At 71.6% G+C, this 16,152-nt stretch carries 14 protein-coding genes; 9 read left to right on the forward strand and 5 right to left on the reverse strand.

Features of this window, described 5'->3' with window-relative positions; translation table 11 throughout:
* Nucleotides 1–22: 22 nt before the first annotated feature.
* Complete coding sequence (locus VMR06_RS02195) at nucleotides 23–2,818, forward strand: choice-of-anchor J domain-containing protein (protein WP_325372529.1); 2,796 nt, start codon at nucleotides 23–25, stop codon at nucleotides 2,816–2,818.
* A gap of 143 nt (nucleotides 2,819–2,961) precedes the next feature.
* Nucleotides 2,962–4,524, forward strand: coding sequence for a choice-of-anchor Q domain-containing protein (locus VMR06_RS02200; RefSeq protein WP_325372531.1), 1,563 nt, complete (start codon nucleotides 2,962–2,964; stop codon nucleotides 4,522–4,524).
* Nucleotides 4,525–4,682: 158 nt separating this feature from the next.
* Here the strand turns inward: VMR06_RS02200 and VMR06_RS02205 are convergent, their stop codons facing one another.
* Both VMR06_RS02205 and VMR06_RS02210 read right to left on the reverse strand, forming a co-directional pair.
* Entirely contained in the window at nucleotides 4,683–5,087 is a 405-nt protein-coding gene (locus VMR06_RS02205; protein ID WP_325372533.1) for a hypothetical protein, read from the reverse strand.
* A gap of 194 nt (nucleotides 5,088–5,281) precedes the next feature.
* Entirely contained in the window at nucleotides 5,282–6,187 is a 906-nt protein-coding gene (locus VMR06_RS02210) for an AraC family transcriptional regulator (protein ID WP_325372535.1), read from the reverse strand.
* A 96-nt stretch (nucleotides 6,188–6,283) separates the two neighbouring features.
* On the opposite strand from VMR06_RS02210, the gene VMR06_RS02215 reads away from it, so the two are divergent.
* From VMR06_RS02215 to VMR06_RS02225, 3 genes are all read left to right on the forward strand, one after another.
* Nucleotides 6,284–7,027, forward strand: a complete 744-nt coding sequence (locus tag VMR06_RS02215) for an SDR family oxidoreductase (protein ID WP_325372537.1) — start codon at nucleotides 6,284–6,286, stop codon at nucleotides 7,025–7,027.
* Nucleotides 7,028–7,254: 227 nt separating this feature from the next.
* On the forward strand, nucleotides 7,255–7,605 hold the full coding sequence (locus VMR06_RS02220; protein WP_325372539.1) for a DUF2200 domain-containing protein: 351 nt from the start codon (nucleotides 7,255–7,257) through the stop codon (nucleotides 7,603–7,605).
* A 58-nt stretch (nucleotides 7,606–7,663) separates the two neighbouring features.
* The gene (locus VMR06_RS02225; RefSeq protein ID WP_325372541.1) at nucleotides 7,664–8,047 is read left to right on the forward strand and encodes a VOC family protein; all 384 of its coding nucleotides are present in this window, start codon (nucleotides 7,664–7,666) and stop codon (nucleotides 8,045–8,047) included.
* 152 nt (nucleotides 8,048–8,199) lie between these two features.
* Here the strand turns inward: VMR06_RS02225 and VMR06_RS02230 are convergent, their stop codons facing one another.
* The 3 genes from VMR06_RS02230 to VMR06_RS02240 all read right to left on the reverse strand — a co-directional run bounded on the left by VMR06_RS02230 (nucleotide 8,200) and on the right by VMR06_RS02240 (nucleotide 11,739).
* Nucleotides 8,200–8,451: a hypothetical protein gene (locus tag VMR06_RS02230; RefSeq protein ID WP_325372543.1), complete on the reverse strand. Its 252-nt coding sequence runs from the start codon at nucleotides 8,449–8,451 to the stop codon at nucleotides 8,200–8,202.
* The gene (locus VMR06_RS02235) at nucleotides 8,448–9,623 is read right to left on the reverse strand and encodes a dipeptidase (protein WP_325372545.1); all 1,176 of its coding nucleotides are present in this window, start codon (nucleotides 9,621–9,623) and stop codon (nucleotides 8,448–8,450) included. Before VMR06_RS02235 ends, VMR06_RS02230 begins: the two co-directional genes overlap by 4 nt.
* A 64-nt stretch (nucleotides 9,624–9,687) precedes the next feature.
* Entirely contained in the window at nucleotides 9,688–11,739 is a 2,052-nt protein-coding gene (locus tag VMR06_RS02240) for an amidohydrolase family protein (protein ID WP_325372547.1), read from the reverse strand.
* A gap of 88 nt (nucleotides 11,740–11,827) precedes the next feature.
* Here VMR06_RS02240 and VMR06_RS02245 point away from each other — a divergent pair, with 88 nt between their 5' ends.
* The 4 genes from VMR06_RS02245 (at nucleotide 11,828) to ligD (ending at nucleotide 15,954) form a co-directional block, all read left to right on the forward strand.
* Nucleotides 11,828–12,337: a sigma-70 family RNA polymerase sigma factor gene (locus VMR06_RS02245; protein ID WP_325372549.1), complete on the forward strand. Its 510-nt coding sequence runs from the start codon at nucleotides 11,828–11,830 to the stop codon at nucleotides 12,335–12,337.
* Complete coding sequence (locus VMR06_RS02250; protein WP_325372551.1) at nucleotides 12,324–12,896, forward strand: hypothetical protein; 573 nt, start codon at nucleotides 12,324–12,326, stop codon at nucleotides 12,894–12,896. Before VMR06_RS02245 ends, VMR06_RS02250 begins: the two co-directional genes overlap by 14 nt.
* 284 nt (nucleotides 12,897–13,180) lie before the next feature.
* The gene (locus VMR06_RS02255) at nucleotides 13,181–13,423 is read left to right on the forward strand and encodes a DUF2188 domain-containing protein (RefSeq protein WP_325372553.1); all 243 of its coding nucleotides are present in this window, start codon (nucleotides 13,181–13,183) and stop codon (nucleotides 13,421–13,423) included.
* Nucleotides 13,424–13,428: 5 nt separating this feature from the next.
* Nucleotides 13,429–15,954, forward strand: a complete 2,526-nt coding sequence (ligD, locus tag VMR06_RS02260) for a DNA ligase D (protein ID WP_325372555.1) — start codon at nucleotides 13,429–13,431, stop codon at nucleotides 15,952–15,954.
* Nucleotides 15,955–16,152: the final 198 nt, after the last annotated feature.

Consider the following 16,152-nt stretch of genomic DNA (forward strand, 5'->3'; position numbering starts at 1 on the left):
CCAGACCCGAGGAGATTGCGCTTTGTTCAGTATCCTGCTCCGACTCGCCGTGTGCCTGCTCGCGATCGCGACGCTTCCCGCCCTGGGCCAGGCGGTGCCGGCGGCGGCCACGATCGACGAGGGCTTCGAACGGGTCGACATTCCCAATGCCGGCCTGTACCACGAGGGCTGGACCCGGATCGACACCAGCGAGATGCCGCTGCGCGATCCCGCCCGCGGTCACGGCTGGCACCCGCCGCAATTCGGCGGCTTCACCGCCTACGACGCGCCTGCCGGCTCGATGATCCAGCCGATGAGCCCGTCCGAAGTGCCCGTGGCCGGCGTCGTCAGCACCTGGCTGATCAGTCCCCCGATCGCGTTCGGGCCCGCTTTCGCGCTGAGGTTCCGGACACGCAGCTTCGGCGCCGACGTACCCGGCGACGGCGGCGTCGACCGGCTGCAGGTGCGTTTGTGCGCGGCCCGTGATTGCGCCGACGTCGGCAGCACCGCCGAGGAGGTCGGCGACTTCCAGCAGCTTCTGCTGGACATCAATGCGGCCGAGTCGGAGACCGGCTTCCCGACCGAATGGACGCAGTACCTGGTCGGCGGGGACGGCCTGGTCCCGACCGAAGGCGTTGGCCGCATCGCGTTCCGCTACTACGTGCACCAGGATGCCCTCAGGCGCGCCGCCGGCAAGATGGGCCTGGACCGGGTGACCGTCGCGACCGCACCGGCGGAAGGCCAGGGCATCGCGCTCGGCCTGTACGCCTCGCCGTACGACCCCGCCGCGCCGCAGGCCTGCTCGGGCACCGACGCGCTGTCGGTCGCGCGCGGGGATCGCGTCAATCTGTGCTATGCGGTCACCAACACTTCGACCGGGACGCTGCGCTACCACTGGCTGCGCGACGACGACCGGGGCCCGCTGCTCGCGCGCGAAACCGGCGATCTCGCGCCGGGCGAGACGCGCCGGTTCAATCGCGTGTTCAAGGCCGTACAGAGCGGGCCGATCGCGGCCACCTCGACCTCCACCCCGGATGCGCCGGACTATCGCCTCGACGACGGCCAGCCGGCGGCCTATGTCGACATCCACCAGACCGGCACGCCGATCGCCGCCGGCACTGTCGATACGATGCCGTTCCCGTTCGAGTTCTACGGCAAGCCCGTCGAGCGCTTCTGCGTGCGCGACGATGCGACCTTCGTCGTGGTCAACGAGAGCGCATGTCCGCAGCAGACCGTCGGCGAGATTCCGACCGAATCGGGCGAATACGTCGTCAACAGTCCGTTCGCGGCGGTCTACGCGGAGCGGTTCTGGCCGAATGTCGGGCGGACCTACCGTGAGGTACTCGGCACCGCGCCGAACCGGCGGCTGGTGATCCAGTGGTATCAGAAGGTACCGATCACCGTGCCGCCTGCGGCGATCGATCCGAGCCGCGGCCTGGATGCCGCGATCGTCCTGCACGAGGGCTCCAACCGGATCGAGTTCCTGTACCGCAACACGCAGTTCGGCGCAGCGCAGAGCCAGAACGACGGCGGCAACGCCAGCATCGGCATCCAGAAGGATCTGACCGGCGTCCGCTATGCCTATCGCGAGCCGGCGCTGACCTCGGTCCGGCGCATCGTCTGGACGCCGGTCCGGCCCGACTTCCACGTCGACAGCCGCATCGCGACGATCGAGGTGCGCAATCCGGCGATCGACGCCGACACCTCGGCGCTCTGGGTCGCGGCGCCGTCGCAGGGCGCCGCCACGCGGACCCTGCGCATCGCCAACGCCGGGCCGGGGCGGCTCGACTGGTCCAGCGCCACCTCGGCGGCGCCGGCCGGCGCCGGCACTGGCGACATGGCGTTCTACACCTTCGACCTGTGGAACTCGTTCGTCGGCACGGGCTACGGCCAGCTGATCCGCTTCTCGCCCGGACAGACCAACTACCAGCAACCCGGCGGCGCCACGGTCGTCGCCAATCTCGACGGACGGCTGATTCTCGCGACGGCCTTCATCGACGACGACTTCTCGACGCTCTACGGCATCGACGCCGATACGCGCGAGCTGCTGCGCTGGCGCCACGTCGACCAGCCCTACCCGGCCGCCGACTACGAGGTCGTCGGCGTCGTTCCGCTGCTGCTCGATCCGATCACCGGGCTGCGCGAGGATCCGGCCACCGGCGCGGTGTACCTGACCACGTCAGACGGATCGTCGAGTGCGCTGTGGCGGATCGATCCGGAGACCGCGACCGTCGACCCGGTCGGCGTCATCGCCGGTGCGGCCGCCGTGGACGACATCGCGTTCGACGGCGACGGGCGCCTGTATGGCATCGACGAGGCACTCGACGCCCTGCTGGAGATCGACACGGCCAGCGCGCAATCGCGCGTGATCGGCGCGCTCGGCATCGACGCGGCCAACAGCTCGGCGCTCGCGTTCGATCCCGGCACGGACACGCTGTATCTGATCACGTTCGACCGGCTCGGCACCGCGCTCGGCAATCAGCTGTTCACGGTCGATCGCAGCACCGGCCGAGCCGCTGCCCGCTCCGAGATCATCGGCATCGAGCCGGCACTGCCGATCGCGCTGTGGGAAACCCTCGCGGTTGCGCACCGGACCAGCGCCTGCACGGCGCCATCGAGCGTTCCGTGGCTGACGGTCACGCCCGCGCAGGGCTCGATCGAGCCGGCTGCCGCCGGCCAGGACGTCACGCTCACGTTCGACGGCGCCGCGCTGCCGGACGGCATCTACCGCGCCAACCTGTGCCTGCGCAGCAACGATCCGCTGCGGCCGCGCATGGCGGTGCCGCTGCATTTCCTGCTGGGCACCGACGTCCTCTTCAAGACCGGCTTCGAACCCTGACCGATGCGGCAGCCGGCGCCGCCGCCCTCGACGCCCGAGGGCCGCGACCGCCGGTCCATGCGCGCCGCCGCCGAAACCGGTTGCGGACGCGCCGATACCCACCGTCCACGGCACGCCGTGCCCTCACCCGACGAGGTTCTTCCGTGAGCTCCTACCGACCCGCCCCACCCTCGACGTCCCGTCCGCCGCACCGTCCGCGCCTGCGCCCGATCGCCTCGGCACTCGCGCTCGCGCTGGCGTTGCCGACCCAGGCTGCCGTCATCACGGTCGACACCGCCGCAGACGGCTCGCAACCCGGACACTGCACGCTGCGCGATGCGATCGCCGCTGCCAACGGCGACGTCGCGGTCGCCGGCTGCACCGCCGGTTCGGGCGCCGACGTGATCGAATTCGCCGCCGGCGTGGACACCATCGAGCTGACCAGCGCGTCGGGTGGCATGCTCACGGTCTCCGATGCGCTGAGCATCGACGGCGCAGGGACGCTGCGGACGCTGCGCCGCAGCGCCGAGGATGCCGCGTTCCGCATCCTGATGACGACCAAGGGTACGCCGCTGACGCTGCGCTGGATCAAGCTCAGCGGCGGCCTGGCCAATGCGCAGGTTCCGGACCGCGGCGGAGCGGGCATCCTGGCCTGGGGCCCGCTGGCGCTGCACGACAGCGAGGTATCGGGCAATCTGACCGATGCGCAGTACGGCCGCGGCGGCGGCATCAACGCGCACGACACGCTGGAGCTGACCGACAGCGTGATTACCGGCAACGCCACGACCAACCAGGATGCCAGCGGAGGCGGCTTCTACGCCTACGCAGATGCGACGCTGACCACCTCGGTCGTGTCGAACAACGCCACCGCCGGCGTGGTCGCGTTCGGCGGCGGCCTCGCCACCTATCCCGGCACCACGCTGCAGGTGTCCGGATCCTCCGTGGTCGACAACCTGACCCTCGGCGATGCGTCCTACGGCGGCGGCCTCTATGCCGGCGGAGCGCTCGAGCTGCGCAGCAGCCACGTCTCGGACAATGCGACGCTCGGCAGCGATTCGGGCGGCGGCGGTCTCTATGCCTATATGCTGACCGCGACCGACTCGACGATCGCCGGCAATCGCACGGCGGCGAGCGGCTCGGCGGGCGGCGGCATCTTCGCGGCGAACGTCAGCCTGACCAACAGCACGGTCTCGGACAATGCGACCGACGGCGAGAGCGCGCCAGGCGGCGGCATCCTGTTCGGCGTGACGCTCGAGGCCCGCAATACCACGATGACCGGAAACGCGGCCGCGCTGTCCGAAGGCGGCGGTCTCTTCGCGTTCACGTTCGGGCAGACCTCGATCGACCTGTCCAGCACGATCGTGTTCGGCAACACCGCCAGCGCGGCGCCGGAAGTGGCCTTCCTCGATACCGACTCCGACCTGATCGTCGCCGGCACGCACAATCTGATCGGTGCGGTCGGTTCGAACGTGCAGCTCCCCGGCGACACGCTCGACTGCGATCCGCTGCTGCAGCCGCTCGCCGCCAACGGCGGTGCGACGCCGACTCACGCCCTGAGCGAAGGCTCGTGCGCGATCGACGCCGGCACGGCCGAGGCGACGCTGATGTTCGATCAGCGCGGCTCACCGTTCGTGCGCGAGGCCGGGGCGGCACCCGACATCGGCGCGTTCGAGGTGCAGGCCGCGATCGACGACGCGATCTTCATCGACGGCTTCGAGCCACGCTGATCCCCGGCTTCGCGCCGGACAGCGCGCAGGTCGGGCTCGGTGCGGCTATTCGGCCGCCGTCGCCGCATGCGCGCCGCCGGCGCGGCCGGGCGACGCAGGCATCCGGCCTCGACCGGCGATCGAACCGTGCGCGGGATGCCGGGCCCCTCGGCCCGGCCTCAGCGCGGCGCGCCGACGCCCATCAGCGCCTGCAGCGCGATGCCCATGGCGATCGACAGCAGCCACAGCGCAGCCCCTTCGAGCATGCGTTCGAACCGCTTGTTCTCGCGATGCGGATAGTTCGCACGCTCGCTCTTCCTGAGCAGCTCGTGGCTCTGACGGATCCGGTCCATCAGCGAGAACTGCACGAAGAACGCCGCCAGCGCCGACAGGAACAGCAGGCCGGTCGCGACCATGATCTTGTAGAAGAACTTCTTGTCGCCGTCGACGAACTGGACCAGCGCGATCAGGCCGGCGGCGGCCGTCATCGCGATCGTGCCGAGCTGCTTGAGATAGTCGAACGACAAGGTGACGGCCGTGTCGAGGCTGACCTGCGGCCTCTGTTCGGGCGGTGCTGGATCCATGAGTACTCCGAATGCGGGTGATGCCAGGGGACGATCCGGTTGCCGGACCGGCGCGATCGCGGGCGCGAATGCAGCATGGCGCCTCGCCCTTCGCCTCGGCGGCTCCGGACACGACGCGATGCGCGGCGGGCGCGCATTCTCCCACGGCCGCGCAATGGCCGGGCGGGCGCCAGGCGCGGATGCGCGTGGCCGCGTCAGTCGCGGCGCGCCGCGCGCGCATAGCGGCCCGGCGGCAACCCGACGTGGCGATGGAAGGCGACGCTGAAGGCGCTGCCCGATCCGTAGCCGATGCGATCGGCGACCTGTGCCGCCGAGAGTCCGCCGCGGCGCAGCAGATCCTTGGCGATCTCCATGCGCCAGCTCAGCAGATAGCTCATCGGCGCGGCGCCGACCAGGCGCGTGAAGCGCTCGAAGAACGTCGAGCGCGACAGCGCCGCGATCCTGGCCAGCTGCGCGACGGTCCAGGGCCGCTCGATCTGCGCGTGCATGCGGCCGAGCGCGGCCGCCAGCCGCGCGTCGCCGAGCCCCCTGAGCAGGCCGGGCGGCGCGCTCGGCGCGGTCGCCGAACGCAGCGCCTCGACCAGCAGCAGGTCGGCCAGCCGCGTGCGCGCGAACTCGACGCCGGGCCGCGGCTCGGTCGTTTCCTCGGCGATCATGCCGACCAGCCGCGCCAGGCGCTTGGATCCGCGCACGTGCACGACCGCAGGCAGCAGCGAGACCAGCAAGGCCGGATCGGCGCCGTCGAACACGAACGCACCGCCGAGCGAACGCATGTCCGGCGTGCCGTGCGGCTCGCCGTAGCGGACTTCGCGGCCGTCGTTCGGCAGGGCATCCGGATCGCGCAGCACCGGCGCGGGCGGATCGAAGCTGGAGATCGTGAAGGCCGGCGTCGCCGGCAGCAGGATGAAATCGCCGGCCGCGATCTCGAGCGGATCGTGCCCGTCGACCGCCAGACGGCAGCGTCCGTCCAGCACGATGCAGAAGCCGGGCTTGCCGTACGCCGTGTAGCGCACCGCCCATTCGCCCTTGCCGCTGATCAGGTTCGCGAAGATCGCGCGTGGATGCAGCAGGCCGACGACCTCGGACAGGGGATCGGCCATGCCGGACTCCTGATGAAGGAATGGAGACGAATGATTATTCATCATCCGGCTCTCGCGGCCTAATCTGGGGCTCCGTCGCAGCGCACAGGAGCGCTCATGAAAACCGTGCTGATCACCGGCTGCTCGTCCGGCTACGGGCTCGAGACCGCGCGCCACTTCCACGCCCAGGGATGGCAGGTCGTCGCGACGATGCGCCGGCCGAGGCCGGACCTGTTCACCGATCAGGCCGGCGTCCGCCTTCTCGCGCTGGACGTCACCGACCGCGACAGCATCGCCCAGGCGCTCGACGCGGCCGGTCCGGTCGACGTGCTCGTCAACAACGCGGGACTGGGCCTGTTCGGCGCGTTCGAGACGACGCCGATGGCGACCGTGCGCGAGATCTTCGAGACCAACACCTTCGGCACAATGGCGATGTGCCAGGCCGTGCTCGCCCCGTTCCGCGAACGCGGCGCCGGCACGATCGTCAACGTGACCTCCAGCGCCACGCTGGCGCCGTTCCCGCTGGTCGCGGCCTACACGGCCAGCAAGACGGCGATCGCGGGATTCACCGCATCGCTCGCGCTGGAGCTCGAGCCGTTCGGCCTCCGCGCGAAGCTGGTCGAACCCGGCTACTGCCCCGATACGCGCTTCGCCGAGAACGGCGCGGAGCGCATGCAGGGCCTGGTCGGCGCGCCGTACCGCGCATTCGCCGAGCGCATCTTCGCGGGGCTGTCGCAGCTCGCCGCGGTGACGCGGCCGATCGACGTGGCGCAGGCGGTCTGGCAGGCCGCCCACGATGCGTCGCAGCGCCTGCATTTCGCGGCGGGCGCCGATGCGGTCGCGCTGTCGGGCGCGCACTGAACGGGCAGCGCGCGTCCGGCGCGCCGCGCCGAATGGGGCCGGGACGTCCGCCGCCGCGATCGGCGCGGCGTGCGGGTGCCGGCCACCGTACGCCGCCGCCGAGGCCGGCCGCCGCCAGCCGCAGTCATGACCGTTGCGTCCGCACCGCCGACCTGGGATCGTCTGCCCTCGCGCCGGCTGCGCGTCCTCGGTATTCGCGTCCGGCCCTCACCCAACGGAGCGCCACGATGGCCCGACTCGACATCTCGAGGATGAAGTTCTCGAAGGTCTATCCGATGTACGTCCAGAAGGCCGAGCGCAAGAACCGCAGCCGCGACGAGGTCGACCGGGTGATCCGCTGGCTGACCGGCTACGACCAGGCCGGACTGCAGCGCCAGCTCGACCGGGAGGCCGACTTCGAGACCTTCTTCGCACAGGCGCCGGCCCGGCATCCGAACCGCTCGCAGATCAAGGGGCTGATCTGCGGCGTGCGCATCGAGGACATCGACGATCCGCTGATGCGCAACGTGCGCTATCTCGACAAGCTCGTCGACGAGCTCGCCAAGGGCAAGGCGATCGGGAAGATCCTCAGAGACTAGGGCCGCGCGCCCGCCAAGCGCCGTATCGCCGCATCCCGTACCGGCCGGAGGGCCGCCGATGAAGCCGATCGAAGGCATCCATCAGATCACGCCGTTCCTGCACGTCCCGGACCTGCCGGCGGCACTCGCGTTGTTCTGCGACGTGCTGCGCTTCGACCTCCGATATCGGCACGGCAACTACGCCTACGTGGAACTCGGCGGCTGCGGTCTGCGCCTGCTCGAGGAACCGGGGCGCCGGCTGACGCCCGACGGCAAGGCGCGCGTCAGCGTCTGCATCGACGTGGCCGACGTCGACGCGCTGTATGCGCAGCTCGCGCCGGCGCTGCAGCGTCTGCCGGAGGACCGCCGCGAACCGCTCAAGGACATGCCGTACGGGCAGCGCGAGTTCCAGGTGCGCATGCCCGACGGCGACTGGCTGAACTTCACCGCGCCGCTGCGCTGAGAGACAGCGCCGGCGCAGACCCGGCCGGACGCGATCGGCGCCGCGCGGCGCGGACCCGCACGTCCCGTGCGCGGCCGCCGCGCGCGCGACTCGGTACCGAAGCACGCAGCGCGCTCACGGGCCGTGCCGGGCCGCCCCGGCACGGCGGCGCTTCAGCGCGACTGGTCCGCATCGCGGGCGCGCCGCCGCATGCGGCCGAGCATCTCGAACAGGCCGATGCCGAGCACGGCCGCGCTGGTCCACATCAGCGCCTCGCTGCTGAGTGCGGCCGCGATCGCGAAGGCCAGCCGCCACGACGTGTCGACGCCGAGGCCCAGGCCGATGCCGAGCGCGATCCACGAGGCGATGCAGCATGCCGCGACCGCGGCGAGGATGCCGTAGCGGCCTTTCAGGCGCTGCTTCATGCCGCATCCCCCCAGATCTCGCCGGCGACGCGCACGTAGTTGCCGCCGAGGATCTTGTCGATCCGCGACGCCGAATGGCCGCGCCGCTGCAGCCGGTCGGCCAGCGTGCGGAACTGGTCGACGCCGTACAGATCCGGCACCAGAAACAGGATCTCGCCCGATTCGCCGCTGGCGGCGATGCCCTGGCGGCGGCGCAGCTCGACGTATTCGCGCTGCGCCTTGCGCATCAGGTCCAGATCGACCGGCGTGGTGCCGCCGTCGGTGCCGATGCCGACATGATCCTCGCCGCAGATCTTCACGGCGTGCTCGATGTGAGCGATCACGTCGTCGGCCATCGCCTGGCGGCCCGGCGTCAGCAGCGGCATGAAGTAGACGCCGAAGAAGCCGCCGCGGTCGGCCAGATGCCGCAGTTCGGCGTCGGTCTTGTTGCGCGGCGAGTCGCCGAGCGCGCGGCAGCCGCTGTGGCTGATCGTCACCGGACGCGTCGACTGCGCGATCGCGTCCAGGCAGGTGCGTTCGTTGCTGTGCGAGAGGTCCACCATCAGCCGGCAGGCGTTGGCACGCGCGACCACCGCGCGGCCGAATGCGGTCAGGCCTTGTGCGGGATCGGCCATCGAGCCGCCACCGACCGCATTGGCGGTGTTGTAGGTCAGCTGCAGCACGCGCATGCCGAGGTCGGCGAGGATGTCGACGCGCTCGACACGATCGCCGAGCATCGTGCTGTTCTGCGTGCCGTAGATCACGCCGACCTTGCCGGCCGGCCTGGCGCGCCGGATGTCCTCGGCGCTCAGCACCTGGGTCAGCTTGCCGGCGTGACGGCGCATGATCGCGTCCCAGCGCCCGATCTCGGCGATCGTGTGCTCGAACGGATCGACCTCGCCGGCGACGTGGCCGATCGTCACGGCGACGGCCGAGAGGCCGGCGCGGATCGCATCGGCGATGACCGCCTCGTCGACCATGCCCGGCCGCGTCTCGACGATGATCGTCGGCGGTTTCTCGCCGGGCGCGGGCCGGTAGTGCGGACTGAACAGCGTACCGAGCGCGTTGACGACGATGCGATCGGGCGCTGCGCTGCTCTGCGCGGGTGCCGGCAGGCACGCCAGCAGCGGCGCGGCGGCGCCGGCCAGCAGCAGGCGGCGGCGTGCGGTATCGACGGGGGCGGACGGGTTCATGGCAGTACGTGCTCCATCGGAAGGCTGGGATCGGATATGCGCGGATGCGCGGTCTGCGCGTCGGTCACGGACGCGGTGCGGGCGCGACGCCGGCGGCCGCGAACAACGCATCGGGCGCGTAGCTCACGCCGTCCTTCATGACCAGCCGGGTGCGGCGCAGCGTGCCGAGATCGCGCGCCGGATCGCCGTCGACGAGGACGAGATCGGCGAGCTTGCCGGCCTGGATCGAGCCGATCCGCGCGTCCTCGCCGAGCACGCGCGCCGCGCCGAGCGTGGCCGTGTACAGCGCGTCGGCCGGCGACAGGCCGGACGCCACGTAGCGCTCCAGCTCGTGTTCGAGGCTCAGGCTTGCCGCGTAGCCGTCGGTGCCGGCGACGATCGGCACGCCCGCGGCGTGCAGCCGCTGCAGCATCTGGCGCATGCGCTGCGCGGACTGCGCGTAGCGCTCGCGCTGCGCCGGATCCTTCGCGAAGCCGGTCGCCGACACCGCGCGCAGGATCTGCGGCGGCAGCCGATCCGCGACCGCGGCGAGGCTCGCCGGCGGCTGGCCGGCCGTGCCGGTCAGCACGTCCTCCATCGCGGCCAGCGTCGGATCGAGCACGGTGCGGTGCTCGCGCAGCAGCGCGATGAACGCGCGCACCTCGGCCGAGTCGAGATCGAGGTCGGCGCCGCGCTGGCCGGTATGCGTGAAGCGGCCCAGGCCCTGGATCTCGGCGGCGACCGCCGGTCCCATGAAGTTGAGCAGCCAGAAGTTGGCGTGCTGCACCTCGTCGTAGCCGGCACGCACGACGTCCTCGAGCGTCATGCCGGCCGGCACGTGTCCGCTGACCCGCAGACCGCGCGCATGCGCGGCCGCGGCGATCACCGGCACCAGCTCGGGCTTGAGCGAACTGTAGAGCTTGACCTGCGGAATGCCGGCATCGGCCAGCGTGGCGACGGCCTGGCGCGCCTCCTCCGGCGTCGAGATCAGCAGCCGGGTCGGTCCGGCCTGCGGGCCGGGGCCGTCGACGAGGCCGGCCATGAAGATGCGCGGTCCGATCAGGCGGCCGCTCGCGTACGCCTCGCGTCGCGCGCGCAGCGTGTCGAGGTCGTTGCCTAGGTCGCGCACGCTGGTGACGCCGGCGGCGATGTCGATCAGGCCGTCGCTGTCGGCGGCGATGTGCACGTGCATGTCGATCAGGCCCGGCAGCAGCGTGCCGCCCCGCCCGTCGACGATCTGCGCACCGTCCGGGATCGCGACCGTCGCGACCGGTCCGACCGCGGCGATGTGGCGGTCGCGCACGACCACGGTCATCGCATCGGCGAAGGTCCTCGCGGCCGCGTCGTAGAGGCGTACGCCGCGAAACGCGACCGGGGCGTCCGGGCGCCGTGCCAGCGAGCGTGCGCGGGCTTCCTGACGTTCGCGCAACACCTGGTCCTGGGCCGCGACCAGCTCGCTCGCCGCGGCGGCGGCCAGATCCTTGCGCGCGACCGCCAGCCAGACGCTGCCTTCGAACACCAGCTCCAGACGATCGTCCAGCCAGATCGGCGCCGGCGCGAAGCCGACGCCTTCGATCAGATACAGCGTCGCGGCGACCTCGCCGGCATCGCTGCGCAACGTGCGGCTCAGGCTGCGCTCGACGCGGGCACGTCCGGCCGGCAGCAGCGGCAGGCTGCGCTCGGGCGCTTTCAGCAGCGCGCGCACCAGAGCCGCATTGAGCTCGGGCGAGGACTCGTGCGCGACGTAGAAGTGATCCGCATCGCCGCGGCCGCGATCGGCCGCGCTGGTCCAGTGCGCTTGGCTCGCGTCGCGACCGAAGCGCTCGGCGACGCGCGTCTTGAAATAGTTCTCGCCGTCGACCTCGAGCAGGGTCGGCCGGCCCTGCGCATCGACGCGCAGCCGCGTGCGCGTATCCGGACCGCGGCCGCGATCGGCGAAGCGCAAGCCGATGCGGCGCTCGGCCGGGGCGACCTCCACGCGCATCTCGCCGCGCGTCTGGCCGGCGATCGACACCACGTAGTCGGCCGTGCCGGCAGCCGTCGCGCCGAGGGCTGGCGCCGCGCCGAGCGGACAGGCGAAGATGAAGGCGAAGAGGAATTGGATGCGCAGCAGCGGAGCCAGAACGTGAGATCGCACGGGAATGTCCTGTTCGGTGACCGGTTCGCCGTATCAGTCTCCGAGCGCCGGCGAATCTTTCAGGCCGCGTGCACAGGCCGGTGCCGGCATGGGGCGTGATCCCGATTTCGAGCGCGTCGTCGCCGAGCACCGGCCGATGCTGATGCGCATCGTCGCCAGCCACGAGGCCGACCCGGAGCGTCGCCGCGATCTGCTGCAGGACATCCTGCTGGCGATATGGCGTGCATTGCCGGGCTACCGCGGCGACGGCGAGCTGCGCGCGTTCCTCGCGCGCGTCGCGCACAACCGCTGCGTCAGCCACGTCGCGCGCGCGGTGGCCGAGCCGGCGGCCGCCGAGCTGCACGATCAGCTCGCGCAGGCCGCCGACGGGATCGAGTCGGCCGATCGCCAGCAGCGCCAGGAACGGCTGCTGGCGGCGGTACGCCGGCTGCCGCTCGGCCTGCGCCAGCCGGTCGTCCTGACGCTGGAAGGATTCGGCCCGAAAGACATCGCCGACATCCTCGGACTCAATGCGAACACGGTGTCGATACGCCTGACGCGGGCCAAGGCCGCGTTGCGCTCGGCACTGACCGGAGGAGGCCTCGATGAGCGTGAATGACGATCCGCAATGGCGCGATCTGGCACAGGACTGGACCGCGCCGCGCGACGACGACGACGCCGAGGCGCCTTCGCTCGCCGAGGTCCGGCGGCGCGCCCGGCTGCAGACGGCGGTCTTCGGAGCCGAGCTGACCGTGTGCGCCGCGGCGGCGGCCGTGCTGGCGTGGCGCGCCGTCCATGGCGCCGCCTGGCTGCCGACGCTGACCGGCGCCGCGTTCACGGCGTTCGCGCTGCTCGCGGCGATCTGGGCCTGGCGCACGCGCGATGCCGGCAGCGCCGACAGCGTGCGCGACGCGCTGCGGATCGCGATCGCACAGACGCGGACCTGGCTGCGCTGGATCGTGGCCGGCTACGCGATCTGCGCGGGCGCGCTGCTCCATCTGGCCGTGATGCTCGGCGATGCCGCGCCTCCCGCGCCGCCGATCGCAGCGGCCGCCGCGGCGTTCGTGCTGGCGACCCTGATCGCGCTGGCGGCCGCGCAGCGCCGGCAGCGCCGGCGGCTGTCGAACCTGCGCGCACTGCAGGCCGATCTCTACGAGGCCGGCGAAGCGGACCGCTGAGGCCATCCGCGCCGCACGCCCAGCGTCCGCGGTCCGGCGCATCGCGCACGACCGCGACGAGTCTGCCGGCATCGCCCTCGCCGCCGTGCTGCCGGTCGGCGATGCCGGCGTCCTCGCTTCCCGGATCCGGTCCCACCGTGCCGCCGCGCCGGGACGCGGCCGGACCGGCTCGCCGCGCCGGGGTGTGCGCTCACGCCAGCCGCGATTAAGCCGCGCCGAGGCATATCTGCCCGGCGGGCGACGGCGCGCCGGTGCCCGTATTCGTTCCCGATCCGGAGATCGTCATGAAGCGTCAAGTCCTGCACGTCGTACACGCCAGCGCCGACGGACGCTGGCATCTCAATCACGAAGGCGGCTCGAACGAAGGCAGTTTCGACACCAAGCAGGCCGCGATCGAGGCCGGCCGCAGCCGCGCCAAGGACGTGCACACGCGCGGCGGCCTCGCGCAGCTGGTCGTGCACCGCGAAGACGGATCGTTCGAGACCGAGTACACCTACGGCGACGATCCACGCCGCACGCCGGGCTGATCGCCGTGGGTCTGGCCACCTACGCGCGCAAACGCGATTTCACGTCGACGCCGGAGCCGGCACGCGGCGGCAGGCGCGGCGGACGCATCTTCGTCGTCCAGCTGCATCATGCCTCGCGCCGCCATTTCGACTTCCGGCTCGAGCTCGACGGCGTGCTCAAGAGCTGGGCGGTGCCGAAGGGGCCGAGCTTCGATCCGGCGGTCAAGCGTCTGGCGATGGAGGTGGAGGATCACCCGATCGCCTACGCCACGTTCGAGGGCGACATCCCGAAAGGCCACTACGGCGCCGGTCACGTCGACGTCTTCGACTCCGGCACCTGGGAAGCGATCGGCGACGCGCGCAAGGGGCTGGCCGCCGGCGAGCTCAAGTTCATGCTGCACGGCGACGTGCTGCGCGGCTCCTGGGTGCTGGTGCGCACGCGCAAGCAGGGCAGCCAGCAGCAGTGGCTGCTGATCAAGCACGACGACGCCTATGCCGGCGATCGCGATGTCAACGCCTTCGTCGATCCGAAGACCGATCGGCCGATCGCGCTGACGCGGCGCCGCAAGGTCTGGGCCGGTCATGCGGCGGCAAACCCCGATACGCCGGCCGCAGCGGCCTCGGCCGGCGAGCCGGCGCGCGGCCGCCGCGCGGCGATGCGCGTGCCGTTTGCGCCGGAGCTGTGCCGGCCGGTCGCTACCGCGCCGACCGGCGCGGCCTGGCTGCACGAGGTCAAGTGGGACGGCTACCGCATCCTCGCGACCGTCGAGCGCGGCAAGGCGCGGCTGTGGTCGCGCAATGCGATCGAATGGACCGCCAAGGTGCCCGAACTGGCGCGCGCGATCGAGTCGTTCGGCTTCAGGAACGCGCAGCTCGACGGCGAGATGGTGGTATTGCACGGCGAGCGCGAGAGCTTCAATGCGCTGCAGAGCCGCCTCGCGGCCGAGACGCGCGAGCCGGCGATCTACATGCTGTTCGATCTGCTGCATGCCGACGGCCGCAGCTTGTGGGAGGTGCCGCTGATCGAGCGCAAGCGTCTGCTCGACCAGCGTCTGGCCGCGCATCCGCATCCGCTGCTGCGCTATTCCGAGCACCAGGTCGGCGGCGGCGCCGCGGTCTTCGCGCAGGCGATCGAACACGGCCTCGAGGGCATCGTCAGCAAGCGCATCGACAGCGCCTATACCGGCACGCGCAGCGGCGCCTGGGTCAAGGTGAAGGCGCGCCGCTCCGACGAGTTCGCGATCGTCGGCTATACCGAGCCCAAGGGCAGGCGTGCCGGCATCGGTGCGCTGCTGCTGGCGGCGCCCGGCGGCAACGGCGCGCTGCGCTACGTCGGCCGCGTCGGCACCGGCTTCAGCGACGACGAACTGCGGCAGCTGCGGCGGCAGCTGGCACGCAGCACGGTCGACGAGCCGCCGGCCGACGTGGAACTGATGGCGGCATCCGACCGCCGCCTCGCGATCTGGGTCCGGCCGCGCCTGGTCGCCGAGGTCTACTATCAGGGCTACGGCGGCCAGGGTCTGCTGCGCCAGGTCGCATTCAAGACGATTCGCGCCGACAAGACCGTGGAGGATCTGATGAAGACCACCGCTTCCCCGGACCGCAAGCGGCCGGCGCGCGGCGCCGGGAGTACACCCCGCCGCCGCGCGGCGGCGGACGCGAAGGCGAGCGCGGCGAAACAGGCCGGCGCCGCCTCGGTCACGATCACGCATCCGGACCGCGTGGTGTTCCCGGAGGCCGGCATCACCAAGGGCGAGGTCGCCGAGTACTACCGGCAGGTCGCGCCGTGGCTGCTGCCCGAGCTGTCCGGACGGCCGGTATCGGTGGTGCGCTGCCCGGACGGCATCGCCAAGGCCTGCTTCTTCCAGAAGCACGCCGGCCGCGGCTGGGGCGAACACGTCCACGCGATCACCGTGCAGGAGAAGAACGGCAGCGACGAGTATCTGTGCATCGACGACGTCGAAGGCCTGCTCGAACTGGTGCAGATGAACGTGCTCGAGTTCCATCCGTGGGGATCGCCGTCGGGCGATCCGGATCACGCCAGCCGCGTCGTCTTCGACATGGATCCCGGCAAGGGCGTGACCTGGAAGCGCGTGGTCGCCGCCGCGCGAGAGGTGCGCAAGCAGCTCGAGACGGTCGGCCTGACCGCATTCGTGCGCACGTCGGGCGGCAAGGGGCTGCATGTCGTCGTGCCGCTCGATCCGCCCGCGCCTTGGGATGCGGTGCGGCGGTTCGCGCAGGGCGTGGCCCAGGCGCTCAGTGCGCTGCACCCGGACGACTTCGTCGCGACCGCCGGCGAGAAGAATCGCAACGGCAAGATCTTCGTCGACTGGCTGCGCAACGGGCGCGGCGCGACCAGCGTGGCGTCCTATTCGCTGCGGGCGCGGCCGAGCGTCGGCGTCGCGATGCCGCTCGGCTGGAACGAGCTCGGCCGCGTGAAGAGCGGCGATGCGTTCACGATCGCCAATGCGCTCGCGCGGCTCAAGCGGCGCCGCACCGACCCGTGGGCGGCGATGGCCGATACGCATCAGTCGCTGCCCGATCTGGACTGAACCGCGCCGCGATCGGCCTCGCAGCGCGCCGAGTCGTACCGGGGCCGCGTGGCGAGACCCAGCGAACCATCGCGCCGCGCGGCGCCGTGCGCGATCGCCACGATCCAATGACGCGTGCACGCCGCGCGATGCGTCGCGCGCGCGGTCGCGCTGCCGGCCGCGATGCGGCGCGAAACATCGGGCTCAGGTGGCGATGCG

This window comes from Dokdonella sp. (assembly GCF_035511235.1).
In the GTDB taxonomy this organism is placed as follows: Bacteria; Pseudomonadota; Gammaproteobacteria; order Xanthomonadales; family Rhodanobacteraceae; genus Dokdonella.